Below are 17,899 nucleotides of genomic sequence, written 5' to 3'. Positions count from 1 at the left end.
CTACTCTCCCCTTGATCGATTCGTGCCTTCCAATGGAATAACCTCATCATATCAGGAGCAACGATTCTCTAATTGGACAAAACCGTCATTTCTACAAATAGGAAGAACCGGCTAGATCGTTATGAAACTCGCTGACCTTCATCGCGATATGTTTCGGACTGACCCACGAGAATAATTTCATATCGCGAATAAAATGCGATTGATCATAATAATTCAGGGCATAGGCGATGTCGGACAGCCGTTCGTATTGTCCCTCATGCATGAGCCGCAAGGCTTCATTCACACGCCGCACTCTGATAAATAACTGCGGCTGCATCCCTACCGCACGCGCAAAACGTTTCTGAAATTGCCGCTCGGATAAATGAAAGACGTCTATCAACTCCTGCACGGTGACACTGGCAATATGTGCGTGAATATGATCAAGCGCCGACTCGATCAGCTCATCACGACGCTGGGTTGCATGTAAATGGTTGATCAAAAATTGATTCAATAAGCTGACACGCTCGTCCAGCGAAGGTGTATGCACAAGCTGCCTTTCCAGCTCAACGGCATCGAATTGCTGCGGGGGCAGCAGGTTTTGCCTACAGGCAGACGCATCCCAACCAAATACACTGTAAAGCGCATGAGGCTTCAAAACGAGCTGAATCGTCATGTAGGGCACGCCGCGAAAATGCATGACGCTCGGCTCTGCGCCTTGACCGTGCAAAAATAAAACCGGGATTTCGCTTGCTTCCGCGGCGCGAATCGCGATCCGATCAATCGCTGCCCGACAGCCTTCGGCCAATTGGAAGACAATCCCCGGATAACCGCTGGGACATACCTTGACCTCAAGCGGTTGATTCCCTGCATACACGGCTATGCGGATGCATTCCACGTCACGCGCTAATCGTTCCGGAGGAGGCAATACGCGAAAGTCAATCGTTGGCATCTCTTGTCACCCCAAACCGCAACACCGTCCGCAGCTTCTCCACCTTCGTCTTGCGCGGGTCGGACAAATAAATCTCCCGGTGGATTTTGCTCGGCCGCGTGTAGCCCGTCTCCGTGCAAAAGGCTTCCATCCGCGCGAAGCTTTGCGGCTCGTCGTCGAAGCTGCCAAGGTGCAGCATTTGGCAGCAGCGGCCTTCCTCTACGTACTCGAAGCGTGCGTGCGCAAGGAACGAATTTTGCTTTTTCTTTGTCGTCTGCTCCAGGAATCGCGCGAACAAAGCGTCGTTGAGAAAATCCGGCTGCCGGATCATCAGCGTATATTTCAGGTTATCCTTGTCCGTGGCCGGTCGCGTCCGGTCGATCAAGTCCCACACGCCCTCCAGCGGAAACACGGTATAGGCGTAATAGCCCGCCGGTACGTCGTTGCTTTTGTAAGACATTTTGACCGCATAGGTCAAGCTGTACAGAGCCTCCACGGCTGCGGCAAATGCCTCTCCGTTCGGGTTGCCCGAACCGCTGACGGTAATAAACGGCATCCGCGGCACCTCGACGATTTCCGGCGATGTTTTCGGCAGGTACAGGGATTTGAAATGCTTTTTATAATCGATCTGGGTCACAACGGGTCTCCCCTTTGATCATTTTAGCCCTATTTTACCATGTTAGACCTGACAACTGGATGTCAAGTTTACATTCCATTCCAACCCTTGACACACCACTCCCTTGATGATATATTGTGCATATACAATATACACAATTTAGAACGGAGGACACCGCGATGCTGGCATTGGAAGTGCGGAACCTGAACAAGCAATTTGAACATTTTCAGCTCAAGGACGTGTCTTTTCAGCTGGAAAAGGGCTATATTATGGGCTTTATCGGCGCGAACGGCGCAGGCAAAACGACAACGATCAAAGCCATTTTGAATCTGCTTCATCTGGATGGCGGCGATGTCCATATTTTGGGCAAACCGATGGCGAAACATGAGGTTGAATTAAAGCAATTGATCGGCTCGGCTTTTGGCGACATCAATTTCTACACGCGCAACAAAATCAAGACGTTAACCAACGTGATCAAAACGTTTTATCACAATTGGGACGACGCCACCTACTACAAGTATTTGCAAAAATTCAGTCTGATCGAGGACAAGAAAATTTCCGAGTTGTCGACCGGGATGAAGGTCAAATACAGTCTGGCTCTGGCCTTATCGCACGGCGCCAAGCTGCTGGTGCTCGATGAACCGACAAGCGGACTCGATCCGGTTGCCCGGGACAATCTGCTCGATATTTTCCGCGAGCTGGTGAACGACGGCGAAATCAGCATCCTTTTCTCCACCCACATTACGTCCGATCTGGAAAAATGCGCCGATTACATCACCTACATTCATAACGGCCGTATTGTCCTAAGCGCGGGGAAGGATGATTTTGTCGACACGTATCGCTTGCTGCAAGGCACGCTGGAGCAATTGGACACGATCAAGGACCGGCTGATTGCCTACAAAATCAACTCGTTTGGCTTCACCGGCCTGATTCACAGCGCCGACCTCGACCCGGCGTTACCGTTGAAATCCACCGTGCCGAATCTGGAGGAAATTATGGTGTACTGCTCGAAAAAGGAGGAGCCACATGCTTAATTTATTGCGAAAAGAGTTCAAGCTGGCCGTCAATCCGTTTTTTTACACGCTGCCTTTTTTGACGGGCGCTTTGATGCTGGTTCCGGCGTGGTTGTATTTTCTGGTGACGTTGTACTTTTGCTTCATCACCATCCCGAACATGTTCGGCGGCTTTAAAAGTCAAAACGATTTGATCTTCACCAGCATGCTGCCGGTTCGCAAAAGCGACATCGTTAAAGCGAAAATCGTCTTTATCGTCATCCTGGAGCTGCTGCATATTGGCGTTGCCAGTCTGTACGGCCTGCTCAGCAGGCATCTGTATCCGCATCTGATCTACTTTTTCTATTCGCCGACGGCGGGTTTTTGGGGCTTGAGCTTCGTCATGCTGGCGATTTTCAATCTGATTATGTTCCCGATGTATTACAAAACAGCCTATAAATTCGGCCCCGCAACGCTGGCCTCGGTTACAGGCGCTGTGGCGTTTGCCGGAATCGCCGAGTGGCTTGGTGTACAAAACGCCGTGATCCATGATCTATTCAAAGGAGCAGGCGCAGCGAACGGGCTGCTGCAATTCGCTTTATTGCTGGCCGGGATGGCGGTTTTTGCCCTCTGTACGCTGGCGGCTTACAAGATATCCGTCAAACGGTTCGAGAAAGTGGAAATGTAATGAACATCGCGATTTCGAACACATCCGAGAAACCGATCTATCAGCAGCTATTCGAGCAAATCAGCGCGCAGATTCTAAAGGGGGAGCTAGCCAGCGGCTACAGCCTGCCCCCGATCCGCCAAGCCGCCGCGGAGCTGCGCATCAGCATCATTACGGTTAAAAAAGCGTGGGAGGAGCTCGAACGTTGCGGCTTGATCTACAGCGTAACCGGCAAGGGCTGCTTCGTCACCGACCTGACTCCCGCCGAGAAGCTGTCCAAGCGCAATGAAATGATTCTGCAGCAAATGGCCGTCGATATCGCCTATTACCAATCATTTGGGCTGACGTTAGATGAAGTGATTGAGCTGCTGCGGAAGGTGTATGAACAGGAGTAATTTTATCGAAAAACACAAAGAGCCGTCACGACATGTGGCGGCATTTTGCTGTTACGGCTCCTTGGCCGGACTAAAGCAGCATCACGAACATCAGGATCACCAATAAAACCCCGATGAAGCCGAGCGCAGCGAATACGAGCCAGATCAGGAGCGTCGGCGAGCGAAAGCTATCAGCGTTAATACCCTTTTGCTTCTGAAAATAATCGCGGGTCGCCAGCGTCAGGATGCCCACGCCCAGCACGACGGCGCCCAAGCCGACGACCATCGCCAGCCCGTGCGCCATTTGACTGTACGGTCCTGAACGGAACACCAGCCCGGCCGCCAGAAAGCCGATGCCGATAATCGTCAGGCTCGTTCGCACCCAAGCCAGAAAGGTACGCTCATTAGCCAGATGCTGTTGAATAAATGTCGAGTCGTTGGAGGAATTGCGCACCGGATTCATTCCTTTGTATCATTTTTGCTTGCAGGATGCGAGGCTCAGAACAAACCCAATCTTATTTTGATAAAATATTGCACCGCCGGATGCTTGAGCTGGATCGTTTCGGACATGTGGACAATCCGCTTTTTCCCCACCCGCCTATCCACCAAAGCCAAAATATTCAAGAGCATCTCCTTGCTTTCCAGACTCTGCTCAATCGGCGAGGATAGAAACCGGGTAGCTACTGTTATAAAATCCGATTTACTGAGAGCAGCTTGCGCGGCCATCAGCTCCTTGGCTAGCTCCGACAATGCTTGGCTGCGCGCAATCACGATGAGACGCTCTTTCGGGATTTTATCGCCCATCGATGTCCGAACTGCGGCTAGCTGCTCTTGGCTGATCGGGATCTCGATGCCCGCATCGTTTTTGATCTCCTGCTCCGACGTGTACCAACGGATAAGCGTCGTCGCATCGTTCATGTTGAGAATATTTTTTTTATCTACTGCCATATAACAAATCCCGGCCTTATCGGGCAAATACCGATAGCCGGTCGCGCGGTATTCCACTTTGCCTTGCAGCGCGGGACTGAGAAAGCTTTCCAGCTGCTGCTTTATTTTACTCCAGGTCATGGTGATCTCCTATTGCGATTCTTCTTCCAGGCTCCATCTAGGTATTCATTATTAATGACCTTCACGCTCAGCCAATCGCAAAGCACCTCGCTGTAAGTCGGCTCCATCGGTACAATGACAATGCCCTCTCTCGGGTTTCCGGAAAGATATTCGCCTTTCGCCCGTTCAATCGCTTCTTCCATCGTAAAATCGAACCGAACATTCAGCGTCATCGGCACATGCTGCAGGCCATGCGACTGGCAAAACTCGATGATTTCAACCGGCGTAAATCTACGCTGTGTAACCGTGTCGGTGATGCGAAATACAAAAAGCTCCGTTTCCTTCAACTCCAGTGGATTTCCAAAAATGCCGGGGCCAGCGATCTCGGCCTGAATCCCGATATTTTTATGGATAGAAAAAATCGTGCTGAAGTTGTATTTGTGATACATCTGCCAATGAATCGAATCCGGGGATTCAAGCAGAGAATGCGTGTGCGAGCATACATCCAGCTTATCCTCATGTTGAATATATGAAGCGGATTCGCCTTCAATTTTCGTCGTTTCAGCAACCAAAAGACCTTGAAATTTAGCAAGCAATTCAGGGCTCGACTGTAACCGGACCTCTCCCGCTTTGCGAATAATCTTGGGATGAAATCCTTTCGATTTGCCAACCATTTCAATCGGAATTTCTTCCTCATGCTTGCGAACGCCAAGAATCCCCGTTACGTCCATCCCTTCGGCCAGCTTCAGACCATCCGGCAATATATCCGGTTTCCAAACAAGACCTTGCGATAATTGCCCGCGAAGACGAGCAGATTTTAAAATATAGTTCGATTTGGCCAGAAAATTAAATTCGGGAAGATCCGGCAAAATGGAATCCAACTCAAAATAAATAACCAAATCACCAACATGGTAATTGTCAGCACGGCGAACAACGACCTTCCACCCCAGTACCGTAACCACGGCTAGTGCATCTGAATTCTCAATGTCGTTGATCGCCGTAATTTTTTGCATGGAAGCAAGCTTTCTCATAGAGTACTCCTTTGTCTGCTGACTGAAAATAGTCGCGTTCGGGGTCGATATAACCTCCTGCGAACCGGGCCCCTACCCCCGCTCCACCGCAACCCCCGTCTCCGCCACCACGACCCCGTTCACGCAAAGCGAAATTTTATGAATGCCGGGATAATGCTTGCGCGTTGTCAGGTCGGCCCAGCGATGGGTGCGCGTGCCTTGGATCTGGCCGCCGCCGGGCAGCGTTTTGTCCGACAGCAGGAACAGCTTGCGCGAGGTGCGGCCGCTCGCTTTGACGAAATCAATCGCGTATTCCAACCGGATGCGGGCCGGCTCGCCGTGACGCAAGCGAAAATCGTAATGCAGCTCGCAGCTCCCGCCGATTTTCACTTCGCGCGGCTCGGCCTTGAGCACGGCCACAGCCGCCAGCGACTGTGCGGTATCGCCGTCCGCTGCCGCATATCCGAACAACGCCAGCACCTCGGGATCGGCTTTGCGGATCAGCGTCCGGCAGCCGTGCCGCACGATCCAATCGGTGTGCGGATTGCTGCCCTTCCAGCGGCGCGCCAGCTCCAGCACAACAGCCGGATGATCCTTGGCGATGTCGTTGAGGTTGTTGGCGACGCTTTTGCGCACATACAGCGACGGGTCGGCCTTGAGCAGCTCCAGCACTGGCAGCACCGGGGCCGGGTCGCGCTTGAACATCGGCAGGCTTTGCCCCCACGGCAGGCGCGGGCGGCAGCCTTCGCTGGACAGCCGGCGTACATGCTCGTTCTCGTGCTGCGCCCACGCCGTCATCTGGCGCATCATCCGCTCGGGATCGCGCAGCAAGAACACGCGCACGGCAAATTCAGCCGACGATCGGGCCGTGAATCGCTCCAGGGCCTGCATGGAGAGCGGCCAATCGGCTTCTTTTTGCCCATATACCTCCACGAAATCGGGGAAAAACAGATACGGAAAGCCGACGCAGCTTTCGTCAATCGCAAATAACACCGCCAACGCCTCTTCATACCGCTCCGGCAAAAAACGTCCAAGCGTCGTCGAGATCCGCCGCATCCGCTCCTTGAGCGCCAGCTCGTCCCAGCCGTCGGCCAAGACAGCGCGCGTGAATGCTTCAACGTCAAACGCCGCATAAGCCCCCTGCACCTTGCCGCCAAACTCACGGACAAACGTTTCCTGATAAACATCCTTCAAAGCATCCGCCATCTTCTGATCATCCTTTTCTATCGGGCTGTCGGCCGTAGCCGCGCGTTTCCTGTGGACCTGCCAGTCCTTCTACGGATTATTGTAACAGGCTAAACTGGACATCTGACTGTCAAGTTACCGCCAGCCGTCAGGAATAGTTGCCGCGCATCGCATCCAATCGGTCGGCCAGCGTCTCGCGCAAGCCTGCCGGCTCCAGCACCTCGGCCATGACGCCAAATGACAGCAGGTAGCCGATCAGCCATTCCCCGTCGGGCAGCTGCGTCGTTACCCGGAACGAGCCGTCCGCAAGCCGCTCGACGTCGCCGGGCGGGAATTCGTCATAGACGCGGTACGCGCCTTGCGCGGCCACAGCCAGCTTGAGCGTGATCAACGGCTCAAACGCCGCCGGAGATACATCGTAAGCAAATAGCTCCGCCGGACGGCTGGCAAAATGCGCGCCGGTGGCTGTCAGCTCGGCCATCCTGCTGATTTTAAACAATCGTGGCCCTTGAGCGCTCAAGCAAAACCCCTGCAAATACCAGCCCCGGCTTTTAAAAAGCAGCTTCATCGGCTCAACCCGGCGGCGGCCACGCTCTCCTGCGGAGTTGTAATAATCGAATTCAAGCAGCCTCTGGTCCAAAATCGCCTCCTGCAGCAGCTTAAATCGGCTGTTGTAGTCCAGATCGCTTCCCCACGGGGCGAAATCGACCTCGATCCACGACAGCTCGCTTTTGCGGAACAAGCTGCTCAGCTTGTCCAGCACAGACGCAGCGCCCGGATAATGGGCAGCGCCTAGCGTCTGCAGCGCCAGCAAAATTTCATTTTGCTCCTTGTCGGACAACAGCGAGCGGCTGAGCACATAATCGTCGAGCAGCGCGATCCCGCCGCCCTTGCCGGGACTGGCATACACGGGAATGCCCGCGCCGCTAAGCGTCTCGATATCGCGGTAAATCGTCCGCGTCGATACCTCGAAATGCGCAGCCAGCTCCTTGGCCGTCGTCATCCGGCGCGCCAGCAGTAAATGGACCGTCTCCAGCAATCTGCTAATCGCCATATCATCACCTGATTGCCATTATACAACAAAAAAATCCGCAAACCCGAACCGGGCCGCGAATTTTTTTGAATCAACTGTCTCCGGCTTGCGCATAGCGGCAAGCAGCTTACCCTTCGTGCGCCTGAATCAGCGTCGCGAGCTCGATTTTGCCCATCTGCATCATCGCCTCCATCACGCGCTTTGCTTTGGCCGGATCGGGATCGTAAAGCAGCTCGTGCATCTGCTTGGGAATGATCTGCCACGACAAGCCGAACTTGTCGGTCAACCAGCCGCAGCGGGACGGCGCGCCGCCTTCGCACAGCTTCTCCCACAGCTCGTCGACCTCTTCCTGCGAATCGCAGTTGACAAAAATCGAAAAGGCCGGCGTCAAGCTGTAATGCGGCCCGCCATTCAGCAGCATAAACGTCTGCCCGTGAATCTCCATCACGCCCGAGAAAGCTTCGCCCGCTCCGGCCCGATTCAAGCTGACAATCCGCGAATCCTTGAAAATCGTCGTGTAATGCTCCATCGCTTCTTCCAATCGACCGTTAAACCATAGAAACGGCGTCACCTTTTGCATATCCAACGCTCCTCGCCTGTTCATTGTCCAGGGTAAGCTTCCCCTTGTCCTCTCTATCGTAGCACAGAAACGGTAAGGACGTTTCTTTTGCCTTGCTGGTTTTGCTGTCAAAAAGCACGCCCGCGCTTGCGGAGCTATCCGCTGCGGGGCTGTGCCGCCACGACAAATGTCCCGTCCGCTTGCCGGAGCAAACGAGGCGGGACACAGTTCTTTTGCCGATGAAACGGACGCTTACGCGCCGTAAGCGCCGGCCATTTTTTGCAATTCCTCCGAAGTAACCAGCAGACCTTGCACCGCTTCCTGCAAGTTATCGGACAACGAAGCCTGCACGCCGGCAAATTCCGCTACGTTGTGAATGTTCTCGTTAATTTCCAGCGACGAGTCAACCAGTTGAGTGACCGACAGCACGATTTCGTTCAAGCCGATGGCGATTTCCTGCGCCGATGCGTTTACCTCGCCGATTTGCCGGGCAAGCGTGTCGCTTTGCTGCGAAATCGAGCCGAACGAGCCGGTGACGGCTGCCGCTTTGGCGCTCGTGTGCTCGATATGGCGGCGGAACAAGGTGAAGCCGTCGAGCATCGACGCCGTATCCTGCTGAATGCCCTCCATCAGCTGCCGCACCTGCTTGGCGAAATCGTCGGTCTGCTTGGACAAGCTGCGAATTTCATTGGCCACAACAGCAAAGCCTTTGCCGTGCTCGCCCGAGCGGGCCGCTTCAATCGAAGCGTTGATCGACAGCAGGTTCGTCTGGCGGGTAATTTCGCTGATACCGCGCATAAACGCATGCACGTCGTCAACGCGTTTCTTCGTCAAGCTGACGCTGGCGACCAGCCGTTCCATCTCCGCTTTCGTCTCGCGGAATGAGGCATCCATGTCGAGCACATGATCGCGACCGACGTGCGACAGGTTGTTCATCTGATTGATCGTTTCTCGCATCAAGTCGGTCGAAGCCAGCATCTCCTCGGAGCCGGCCGACGCCTCCTCCAGCACCGCGGAAATCGCCGTCGTCGCATGGTGCTGCATTTGAATCTTGTCGTGGCTGAGCGTCGTCAGTCGATTCACCGACACCGACGCCTCCTGATTTTGCGCGCTGCGCTCGCGGATGTCCTCGGTCAGCTTGAGCACGTGGCGGCTCGCTTCGCGGTTGGCGTCCAGCGTCTGACGCAGGCTGTCGCCCATTTCGCGCAAATACTGGTTAATCAGGCCAAATTCGTCGCTGCGCGTCTTGTCGCTCTGGAACTGCCAATTGCCAATCTTGTACGCTTGAATCCGCTTGAGCAGCAGCGCCACGCCCTGATTGATGCTGCGGCCGAACAGAATCACGAGCAGCACGGTCACAATGACCGTCAGCACGAGCAGTGTAATGACCGTCAGCGAGCTTTGCGACAGCGTGCGGCTCAGCAGCGACGAATTGGCTTCGCGTTTTTGCTGGAACTCGGTGCGAATTTCGCCATCGACCCGCTGGGCGTTGCCGATCATTTTATTCAGCTCGCTGCGGATCACAATCGCATTGAGGTCCTGGGGCAAAAACGCCTTGGCGAAATACGCATTATACATCGTTTCGTAATCCTGGTTCAGCTTCGTAAACCAGCCGATGAACGAGGCCAGATCCGCATCCGCTTCGTAGACCGGCTTCATGTCGGCGACGAGCTGCTTGGACTGCCCGATTTTTTCCAGGAACAATTTGGCCTGCTTTTCTTCATACCCCTCATTCAAAAAACGGTACGTAATCGTATTCATATCGTTATCCAGGCTCATGAACCGATAATAGTTCTGCTCCATCTCGAACCAGCGGTCCATCACCTCGATTTGCGATTGCACCTGATGATTGGAGCGCACGATGAGCAGCCCCGTCAATATACTGACGATCACAAAGCCGATGACGAGCAGCGACAGCTTGTACGTAATTTTTGCGGACAACCCGCGGCCGAAGCTTACAGAGCGCAGCCAATTCGGAACAAAAGGAATTTGTCGTATACGCGCCAGCATTGAATTTCCCCCTTTGTTTATGCGGATAAGCGGCAATTGCGGGACTTCTCCCTTGATCTCATTGTAGAAAAAATCCCGTGCTGCCAACCACCATTTTTATGACCAAAACCGATAACATAGTGACATGGAAAAAGCACACGGCGCCGGGGCGCATCAGGGGCAGGATCGGCCGGGCGACCGCTTGGTACAGGCACAGGCGAATACTCGGAAATTCCTGGAATCTCCCCCTTACAGCTATTCGTCCGCCGCTGTAAATGAAAAAAAGCCGAAGCTTCGGCGGGATTCGCCGTTCTTCAGCTTAGATGGATTCAATGGCTACTTGCCGGCCTTGTCCGCGGCCCAAGCGTCGAGCTGCCGCTGCTTCTCGGCGATGACGCGTTCGGCGCCGGCTGCCTTCAGACGGGCCAGATAGGTCGGCAGCACGCTTTGCGGATCGACGACGCCAGAGTGCAGCGTCGGACCAAACTCCTTGTCGACGAGATTGCAGGCGGCGATTTCGCTTTTGACCTTCTCCGGGTTGAACACAAAGCCCAGCGCGGGCGAATGGTCCGCTTCGGCGTTAAACGCCTTGAACTGCTCCCACAAATCGGGGCTTTCGTTCGCCCACAGAAACGAGTGCATCTGATTGCCGAACATCCACGCCTGATTGAGCCCGTAGCCGATCGTTTTGCCGGTTTCGCCGGGCGGGTAATCGATGCTCTGGTCCGAGACCTTGACATAATGCTTGCCTTCGATGCCCCAGTCCAGCAGATTGAGCAAGTAGCTGTCCTCGTACAGCAGATTGAGCAGCATCATCGACCGCTCGGGATTGGATGTCGTCCGGGAAATCGCGAACATGGCGCTGGTCGTATCCCCGGTCGTCATGTACGGCTCGGTCAGCTCGACCGTCTCCATCTCCATGCCGGTATCGCGCGACACTTGTTGTGCGAAGCCCGGCTTGAGCGAGTCGGCATAAGCAAACGCTCTTCCCTGCCTGAACACGTCGGATTCCAGCGTTTTTTCGGTCAGCACGTCTTTGTTGATATAGCCGGCCGTATACCATTTATGCATCAGCGTCGCCAGCTCGCGATAGCGGTCCGTTTCATACATGTTCACGACCTTGAGATCGCCGTTGCTGCGGTCGAGCACGCCGGGGCCGTCGCCCAGCATATCGAAATAACCGTATTGAATCAGCGTGGTGACCGGCGAATGGTCAGCGCGGGCCAGCAGCGGCACCATGTCCGGCTCCTGCTGCTTGATCGCGGCGAGCAGCGGCTCCAGATCGGCAAGCGCATGCACCCGGCTCAGATCAAAGCCGTATTTGTCGACCAGGTCCTTGCGCATGACGATGCCCTTGCTGGCAGCGAATTCCTTGTTGGTCGGCACCGCGTACAGCTTGCCGTTCAGCTTGCCGGCGTTCAGAATATCCGGGTCCAAGGTGCGGGTAATCGAACCTCCGTACTTGGCCAGCAGGTCGTCGACCGGAAGGATTTGCCCTTTGGCCACCTCGCTGCTATAGCCGAACCAGCCTGCGGTAAACAGCAGGTCAAACGGCTCGCGGGACGCGAACATGTACGAGGTCTTGTCCCACCACACCTCCCAATCGATCAGCTTGAGCTCTATGGTCGCGTTGATTTTCGTTTGCAAATACTTGTTCATTTCATCCTGTACAAGACCAAGGTCGCGCGGGACTGCCCCCGCCGGAAACACCATGACCAAATGAGCAGGCGGCAGCGTCGAAGCTGCTGGCGAACCGGACAAGGAGGAGCTGCTTTGACAACCGCTTGCAGCGAGCAGCATGACCGTCAGGGCAAACTGCCATACAACTGGGCGTCCAGCAGGAAAGCGGATAGCAGATTTCATGATCGCATCCTCCAAAAGTCACAAGTGTTACCAACATAATTCGACATTATTTTCGCATTTCCTCCTGAAACGCTTACTTTTTCGCTTTGCGGTAATCGTGCGGCGCGATGCCGTGAACCTTGCGGAACAGCCTGGCAAAATAGGAAAAATTGCCGTATCCGAGGCTGTCCGCCACCTCGCTGATCGTCTTGTTCGTGCTGACCAGCAGGTCGGCGGCTTTCTTCATCCGCTCCTGTAATATATAGTCAGAAAGTACTATGCCCGTTTCCTTGCGGAATAGCCGCGACAGGTAGGCCGGATTCAAATGAACGTGAGCCGCCAAATCCTCGCGCGTCAGCTCCTGATCGAGATGCGCGGCAATAAACGTTTTGAGATTGGCGACGATCGAATTGGACGGATGATTCAGCGCCAGCGTCTCGCTGACCGTGGCCACCATGCGTTTGATCCACATTTCGAAATGGCCGAGCGATCGGGTGGCCGCCGACACGTCGGCGGCTCCTTGGTCCTCGTACAACAGCTGTACGGACAAGCCCCGGCGATGCAGCACATAATAGACGACCTGCAAAAAGGCGTGATAAAACGACGTCAACGTCTCCACCGTCGGCGCTTTGCCGCGCAAGCGATGCAGCTCAGCGAGAATCAGCGCTTCCATCTCGGCACGCTCGCCCCGCTCCAGCGTATCGGCCCAGTCCATGAAGGCGCTGACCTCCGGACCGTCGCTGCGCTCCCGTTGGCGCAGCTCGTTCAAGCGAATCGCTTCGTTCGTGCGGGCCACATTGCGGTACTCGGCGTTCAACAGCTCATGATACGCTTTCATGATGTCCGTCACGGCGACAGGCTCGCCGATATAACAGGAAAGCCGGCAATAGAAATAGCGGTTGCAGGCACGTATGAACGATTCGCAGCGGCGCTGCAGCTCTTCCGACGACAACGCCCGCTCGCCCATGTACACCACGACGATCAGGTTGCCGGCATCGTCGGTCAGCACGCAGCCCTCGTCGGCCGCCAGCACCATTTCAGCGGCGGCGTTGCGCAGCGCAAACACCATGATTTCCTCGTCGCGGTCGTTCAGCTCTTTTTCCCACTGCTCAATGCTGACATGAATCAGACCGATCCGCTGCAATAACGCAGGCTTCAGCTCATACGTCACCAACGCCGTTTCAATCGCCTGACGGTTCGGCAAAATCCGCTGGCTGAGCAAATCCTGCCAGAACCGCTCGATCAGCAGCGGCTTATGATTGTTCCACAGCTTGGCGTATTTCTGGTAATTGCGGTCGGCTTCCACCGCGTGTCGCTTTTGCTCAATCGTCGTCTTCATCCGTTCCAGCACTTGGGCCAGCTCGGGAAAAATCACCGGCTTGAGCAAGTAATCGCTGCCGCCAAGCTGCAGCGCCTTTTGGGCATAGGAGAACTCGGCGTGACAGGTCAGCACCACGGTCTCGACGTGCGGCGCGTTCTCATTGACCCACTGCATCAGCTCCAGTCCGTTGCCTTCGGGCATTTCGATGTCGCAAATCATCATGTCGATGTTATGCTGCTGCAGCACCTCCTGCGCCATGCGCGAATGGTAGGCCTCATGCACCTCGTCGACGCCCAGCGATTGCCAGTCCATGCCGGACACCAAGCCCTTGACCGCATAAATCTCATCATCTACCACGAGCACCTTATACATCCGCATTCCCTCCCTCTGGTTCCGCTGCTCCTTGCGGCAAACGGAGAACGACGCTCGCTCCCCGCGGCAGCGCATTGGCAAACGTCATTTGAATCTCGCTTTTGAAATACAACCGGCCGCGGCGCACGATGTTCCACAGTCCGATGCTGCCTTCCCCCGGCTCGGTGGCATAGACCCGCGCTTCCAGCTCGGCCAGCTTGTCCGGCGTAAAGCCCTTGCCGTTATCGGCGACCTCGACGAGCAGGTACTGGTCCGGCGCTTCCGGATCGCGCGTGACGCGGATGCGAATCGCAAACGGCTCGCCGCTTTGCACGGAAAAGCCGTGTATCACGCAGTTTTCAGCCAGCGGCTGGACGATGAGCGGCGGTACGCCGACCGACTCCAGACCGGGCTCGACATCGATGTCGAAGATCAGCGATTCGGGAAAGCGCAGCTTTTGAATCGACAGGTAGTTGTAGACGTGCTCCAGCTCGTCCTTGATCGTAATGGTCGTGATCTGCGTACGCGTCGAGTAGCGGAAGTAGCGGACGAGATGCAGCGACATATTTTGAATCAAATCGTATTCCTTGATCTGGGCCAGGTGGTACACGATATTCAGCGAATTCATGAAAAAATGCGGATGAATCTGCGCCTGCAAATGCTTGAGCTCGGCCTTTTGCGTGCGAATCTGCTCCTCGTAGATGTCGATCTTCAAATGCTCGATCTGCTTGGCCATGCCGTTGAACGTTTCGTTGATCACGATAAATTCCGTCAGCTTGTTTTCGTCCAGACGAGCCGACAAATCGCCGGCGCGAATCCGGCGCATCCCTTGAATCAAGCTGTGGATCGGCTTGACGAGCGATTTTTGCACAAATATCAGGTAAAACACGAGGATGCCCGCGGCCAGCAGCGGCACGGCGTAGGTCAGCTTGCGGAACACCGGCAGCCCTTCCAGCAGGCTGCTTTCGGGCAGCAGCATAAGCAGCGACATCGCCGCCAGCTTGGAGCGCTGAACGACGAGCAGATACGGCTTTTCCAGATTGACGATATGATAGCTCTGGGAATCCTGCTTTACGTAATTGCGGAAATCCGTCGCTTCCAGCCGGTCGACAAATTCGGAATTGACGCCTGCCATAATATCGCCGGCATCGGAGAACAGCAGCGCTTCGCCGCGCTGGTCGTTGTTCAGCAAATGCAGCGGCATCATCAGCCGGTCGAGATCGACCCAAGCGCCGATAAACGACTGGTAGCCGGTATCAACGATCATGACCAGCGCATAGCGGTCATTAAGCTTGACGATATTCCAGCTTGAATAAAAGGCCGAGCCCGCGTGCTGCTCGCGCACCAGCTGGTACAGCTTGTCCTGGATCAGCTGCTTGTCCTCGTAAGAGACGGACTGCTGCTGCGCAAGGAACAAATCGTCGTATTTCGTGCTGTAGGCAAATAACACGTCCGCTGCGCTGTAGTAATTGGTGTTTAGATATAAGGCGTTGACGGTTTGCGTCTTGGCCAGGTAATATTCCCAGCTCTCTTGTCCGTACTGGCTGAGCGAAATCAGGCTTTGATCCTGCTCGGCGGTTTTGTACAAATAGTTTTCCAGCTCTTCCAGCACCTTATCCATATCGTTCATGTACATCGTGAGCAGATTTTGGTTCGTAAGCGCAACCTGCGTATGGACGACCTTGGTCGCATACAGGTTATTGCACAGCAGCAGGACCACCAGGGGTACGGTAACGAAGCCAAAGCCCATAATCAGTCGTGAACGCAACGTGGCTTGTCTCATGCGGTCTCCTTTGCCATGCCACAAGTGAGCGGCAGAAATAGGTTAACGGGATGCTTGTTTGCTGCTGAGCCATAGATCGAGCTGCCGCTGCTTCTCTTCAATGATCCGCTCCGCGCCGGCCGCTTTAAGCTTCTCGATGTAGAGCGGCAGCACCTGCGCCGGATCGAGCGCCCCGGTGTAAATCGCCGGAGCGAATTGCTTTTCCACGTTCATGCAAGCGGCGATTTCATTTTTGACCCGATCGGGGTTGAACACAAAGCCCAAAGCCTTGGACTTCTCGGCCTTCTGATTAAACTGCCGGTACTGCTCCCACAGCTCGGGATCCTCATTCGTCCATAAATAGCTCAGAAGCTGATTGCCGAACATCCACGGCTGGTTGAGGTTGTAACCGACCGTCTTCGCCTCGATACCCGGCGGATAGTTGATCTGGTTGGCGTTGATCTTGACGTAATGCTTGCCTTCAATGCCCCAATCGAGCAAGTTGAGCAAATACTTGTCCGTGTAGAGCAGATTAAGCAGCATCATCGCTTTTTCGGGATAACGGGCGTTTTTCGTAATCGCAAACATCGCGCTCGTCGTATCGGCCGTCGTCGTGAACGGCTCGGTCAGCTCCACGCTGACCATGTCCATGCCAGTGTCGCGCGAGGCCTGATTGGCGAAGCCCGGCTTGAGCGATTCCGCGTAAGCGAACGCTTTGCCCGCCTTGACCGCTTCAAATTCATTGTCCTTGGTCGTCGCGGCGTCCGGATTGAGCAGGCCGGCTTCATTCCAGCGGTGCATCAGCGCGGCATAATGCGCGAACTCCTTCGTCTCCAGCATATTGACCACCGTCTTGCCGTCTCCGCCGCGCGGCAGCACGCCGGGACCGTCGCCCAGCATATCGAACAGCCCGTATTGCATCAGGAACGTAAACGGACTGCGGTCGGAACGCACCTGCAGCGGCACCATCCCGTCTTCACCCGCCTTGACCGTGGCCAGCAGCGGCTCCAAATCCTCCAGCTTGCGGACCGAAGCCAGATCAAACTGATATTTATCCACCAAATCCTTGCGCATGACCAGCCCTTTGCTGGAAGCGAATTCCTTATTGGCCACAATCCCGTAAATGCGCCCATCGAGCTTGCCGGCATCGACAATCGACGGGTTGAGCAAGCTTTTGATCCCCTGACCGTAGCGATCCAGCAAATCGTCCAGCGGCACCAGCTGTCCCTTGGTTACCTCGTTGCCGAAGCCGAACCAGCCGGCCGTAAACATCAGATCGATCTGCTGCTTCGACGAGAACATGAAGCCCGTCTTGTCCCACCAGCTGCCGCGTTCAATTGGCTTGAGCTCGACGCTGGCTTGGATGCGGGTAGCCAGATAGCGGTTCATCTCCGCTTCCACCTCATCCAGATCGGGCGGCATCGCACCGGCCGGAAAAATCACCACCAGCTTGTCGCTGCCCCCCGTCTGCGCGGCTTGTATATTCGGTTCATTGTAAGCGGTGGAGCGCTCGGCTTCCGCATGGCGGAACCAGCCCCAGCCTGTCATCGTCAATCCGGCTGCCGCAATGCCGCAACACAGCAGCAGCAGACTTCGCTTTCTTTTCATCAGCTTCATCGTGAGGAGGTCTCCATTCATGCGTTTTGACGAAAATGTGCAGCTTTAACTTTACATTGTACGCGGGAAGGACGCGCCCGGCTACCACGATTGTGACCGAATCTGCCAAGAATGTGACGTGTCTTGCTTGTAGTGTATTGCTGGAAGCGCGCCTCCATACAGAGGTCACGCCTGGAGTTTGACGGCGCTGCTCCTCGCCGCTGGAATTCATGGCGTTACGTCGGTCGCTTTAGGTGGTGCCGACAGGTGCTCATAGGGACCGACAGGTGCCATCAGGTACTGATAGGTCGGATAGACCGACAGGTGCCAACAGTACGGCGGCTGTCAGATCAGGTACTGATAAGTCCGATAGAGACCGACAGGTGCCATCAGGTGCCGACAGACGGCGGCTGTCAGATCAGGTACGTTATCGGCCATTCGTTAAAACTCGCGCGCGGCAAGGAGCCTCGTTAGATTAGATTTTGCCGGTATATCTCCTAATTCGCATCCGTACCGCGGCTTCCCTGTCAAAAAGATGGCAAACGGAAAAAAGAGCCAAGCCTCTGAGGGCTCGACTCTTTAGTCCGGTCGTCATGCGCAAATCGGCTTGCTGCCGTATCGTTGTCAGACTGCTGTCCGCACGTCATC

16 protein-coding genes are annotated in these 17,899 nt (G+C 55.1%); 3 read left to right on the top strand and 13 right to left on the bottom strand.

Annotated features, from left to right (window positions below):
* Positions 1 to 91 precede the first annotated feature (91 nt).
* Positions 92 to 928 (bottom strand): helix-turn-helix domain-containing protein, encoded by an 837-nt coding sequence (locus tag B5M42_RS16125; protein WP_134750388.1) that lies wholly within the window; start codon positions 926 to 928, stop codon positions 92 to 94.
* Positions 915 to 1,544: a GyrI-like domain-containing protein gene (locus tag B5M42_RS16120; RefSeq protein WP_134750386.1), complete on the bottom strand. Its 630-nt coding sequence runs from the start codon at positions 1,542 to 1,544 to the stop codon at positions 915 to 917. The genes B5M42_RS16125 and B5M42_RS16120 overlap by 14 nt, the downstream gene beginning before the upstream one ends.
* Before the next feature lie 158 nt (positions 1,545 to 1,702).
* Between B5M42_RS16120 and B5M42_RS16115 the strand changes: the two genes are divergently transcribed.
* Genes B5M42_RS16115 through B5M42_RS16105 form a run of 3 tightly spaced genes read left to right on the top strand, consistent with a single transcriptional unit; the run spans position 1,703 to position 3,577 of the window.
* Entirely contained in the window at positions 1,703 to 2,557 is an 855-nt protein-coding gene (locus tag B5M42_RS16115; RefSeq protein ID WP_134750384.1) for an ABC transporter ATP-binding protein, read from the top strand.
* A complete protein-coding gene (locus tag B5M42_RS16110; protein ID WP_134750382.1) occupies positions 2,550 to 3,203 on the top strand; it encodes an ABC-2 transporter permease in 654 nt (217 codons plus the stop codon). Before B5M42_RS16115 ends, B5M42_RS16110 begins: the two co-directional genes overlap by 8 nt.
* Positions 3,203 to 3,577: a GntR family transcriptional regulator gene (locus tag B5M42_RS16105; protein ID WP_134750381.1), complete on the top strand. Its 375-nt coding sequence runs from the start codon at positions 3,203 to 3,205 to the stop codon at positions 3,575 to 3,577. Before B5M42_RS16110 ends, B5M42_RS16105 begins: the two co-directional genes overlap by 1 nt.
* A 70-nt stretch (positions 3,578 to 3,647) precedes the next feature.
* Here the strand turns inward: B5M42_RS16105 and B5M42_RS16100 are convergent, their stop codons facing one another.
* From B5M42_RS16100 to B5M42_RS16050, 11 genes are all read right to left on the bottom strand, one after another.
* Positions 3,648 to 4,019 carry a YidH family protein gene (locus B5M42_RS16100; RefSeq protein ID WP_134750379.1) on the bottom strand — a complete coding sequence of 124 codons (372 nt, stop codon included), beginning with the start codon at positions 4,017 to 4,019 and terminating at the stop codon, positions 3,648 to 3,650.
* A 35-nt stretch (positions 4,020 to 4,054) separates the two neighbouring features.
* Positions 4,055 to 4,624: an SF0329 family protein gene (locus B5M42_RS16095; protein ID WP_134750376.1), complete on the bottom strand. Its 570-nt coding sequence runs from the start codon at positions 4,622 to 4,624 to the stop codon at positions 4,055 to 4,057.
* Positions 4,621 to 5,634, bottom strand: a complete 1,014-nt coding sequence (locus B5M42_RS16090; RefSeq protein WP_134750374.1) for an RNA ligase family protein — start codon at positions 5,632 to 5,634, stop codon at positions 4,621 to 4,623. The genes B5M42_RS16095 and B5M42_RS16090 overlap by 4 nt, the downstream gene beginning before the upstream one ends.
* 72 nt (positions 5,635 to 5,706) lie before the next feature.
* A complete protein-coding gene (locus B5M42_RS16085) occupies positions 5,707 to 6,819 on the bottom strand; it encodes a hypothetical protein (RefSeq protein ID WP_134750372.1) in 1,113 nt (370 codons plus the stop codon).
* Positions 6,820 to 6,946: 127 nt separating this feature from the next.
* Positions 6,947 to 7,852 (bottom strand): helix-turn-helix transcriptional regulator, encoded by a 906-nt coding sequence (locus B5M42_RS16080; protein WP_134750370.1) that lies wholly within the window; start codon positions 7,850 to 7,852, stop codon positions 6,947 to 6,949.
* Positions 7,853 to 7,958: 106 nt separating this feature from the next.
* Entirely contained in the window at positions 7,959 to 8,411 is a 453-nt protein-coding gene (locus tag B5M42_RS16075) for a VOC family protein (RefSeq protein WP_134750368.1), read from the bottom strand.
* A 231-nt stretch (positions 8,412 to 8,642) separates the two neighbouring features.
* The gene (locus B5M42_RS16070) at positions 8,643 to 10,400 is read right to left on the bottom strand and encodes a methyl-accepting chemotaxis protein (protein ID WP_134750366.1); all 1,758 of its coding nucleotides are present in this window, start codon (positions 10,398 to 10,400) and stop codon (positions 8,643 to 8,645) included.
* 315 nt (positions 10,401 to 10,715) lie between these two features.
* Complete coding sequence (locus B5M42_RS16065; RefSeq protein WP_134750364.1) at positions 10,716 to 12,242, bottom strand: ABC transporter substrate-binding protein; 1,527 nt, start codon at positions 12,240 to 12,242, stop codon at positions 10,716 to 10,718.
* Positions 12,243 to 12,315: 73 nt separating this feature from the next.
* Complete coding sequence (locus tag B5M42_RS16060) at positions 12,316 to 13,914, bottom strand: response regulator (protein WP_167689657.1); 1,599 nt, start codon at positions 13,912 to 13,914, stop codon at positions 12,316 to 12,318.
* Entirely contained in the window at positions 13,907 to 15,676 is a 1,770-nt protein-coding gene (locus B5M42_RS16055) for a sensor histidine kinase (RefSeq protein WP_134750360.1), read from the bottom strand. The genes B5M42_RS16060 and B5M42_RS16055 overlap by 8 nt, the downstream gene beginning before the upstream one ends.
* 42 nt (positions 15,677 to 15,718) lie before the next feature.
* Positions 15,719 to 17,272, bottom strand: coding sequence for an ABC transporter substrate-binding protein (locus tag B5M42_RS16050; RefSeq protein ID WP_167689654.1), 1,554 nt, complete (start codon positions 17,270 to 17,272; stop codon positions 15,719 to 15,721).
* Positions 17,273 to 17,899: the final 627 nt, after the last annotated feature.

It is taken from the genome of Paenibacillus athensensis (genome assembly GCF_004514475.2).
GTDB classification, from domain to species: Bacteria; Bacillota; Bacilli; order Paenibacillales; family NBRC-103111; genus Paenibacillus_AL; species Paenibacillus_AL athensensis.
The sequence above is the reverse complement of the archived record's forward strand: the minus strand, read 5'-3'. Positions and strand labels throughout refer to the sequence as shown.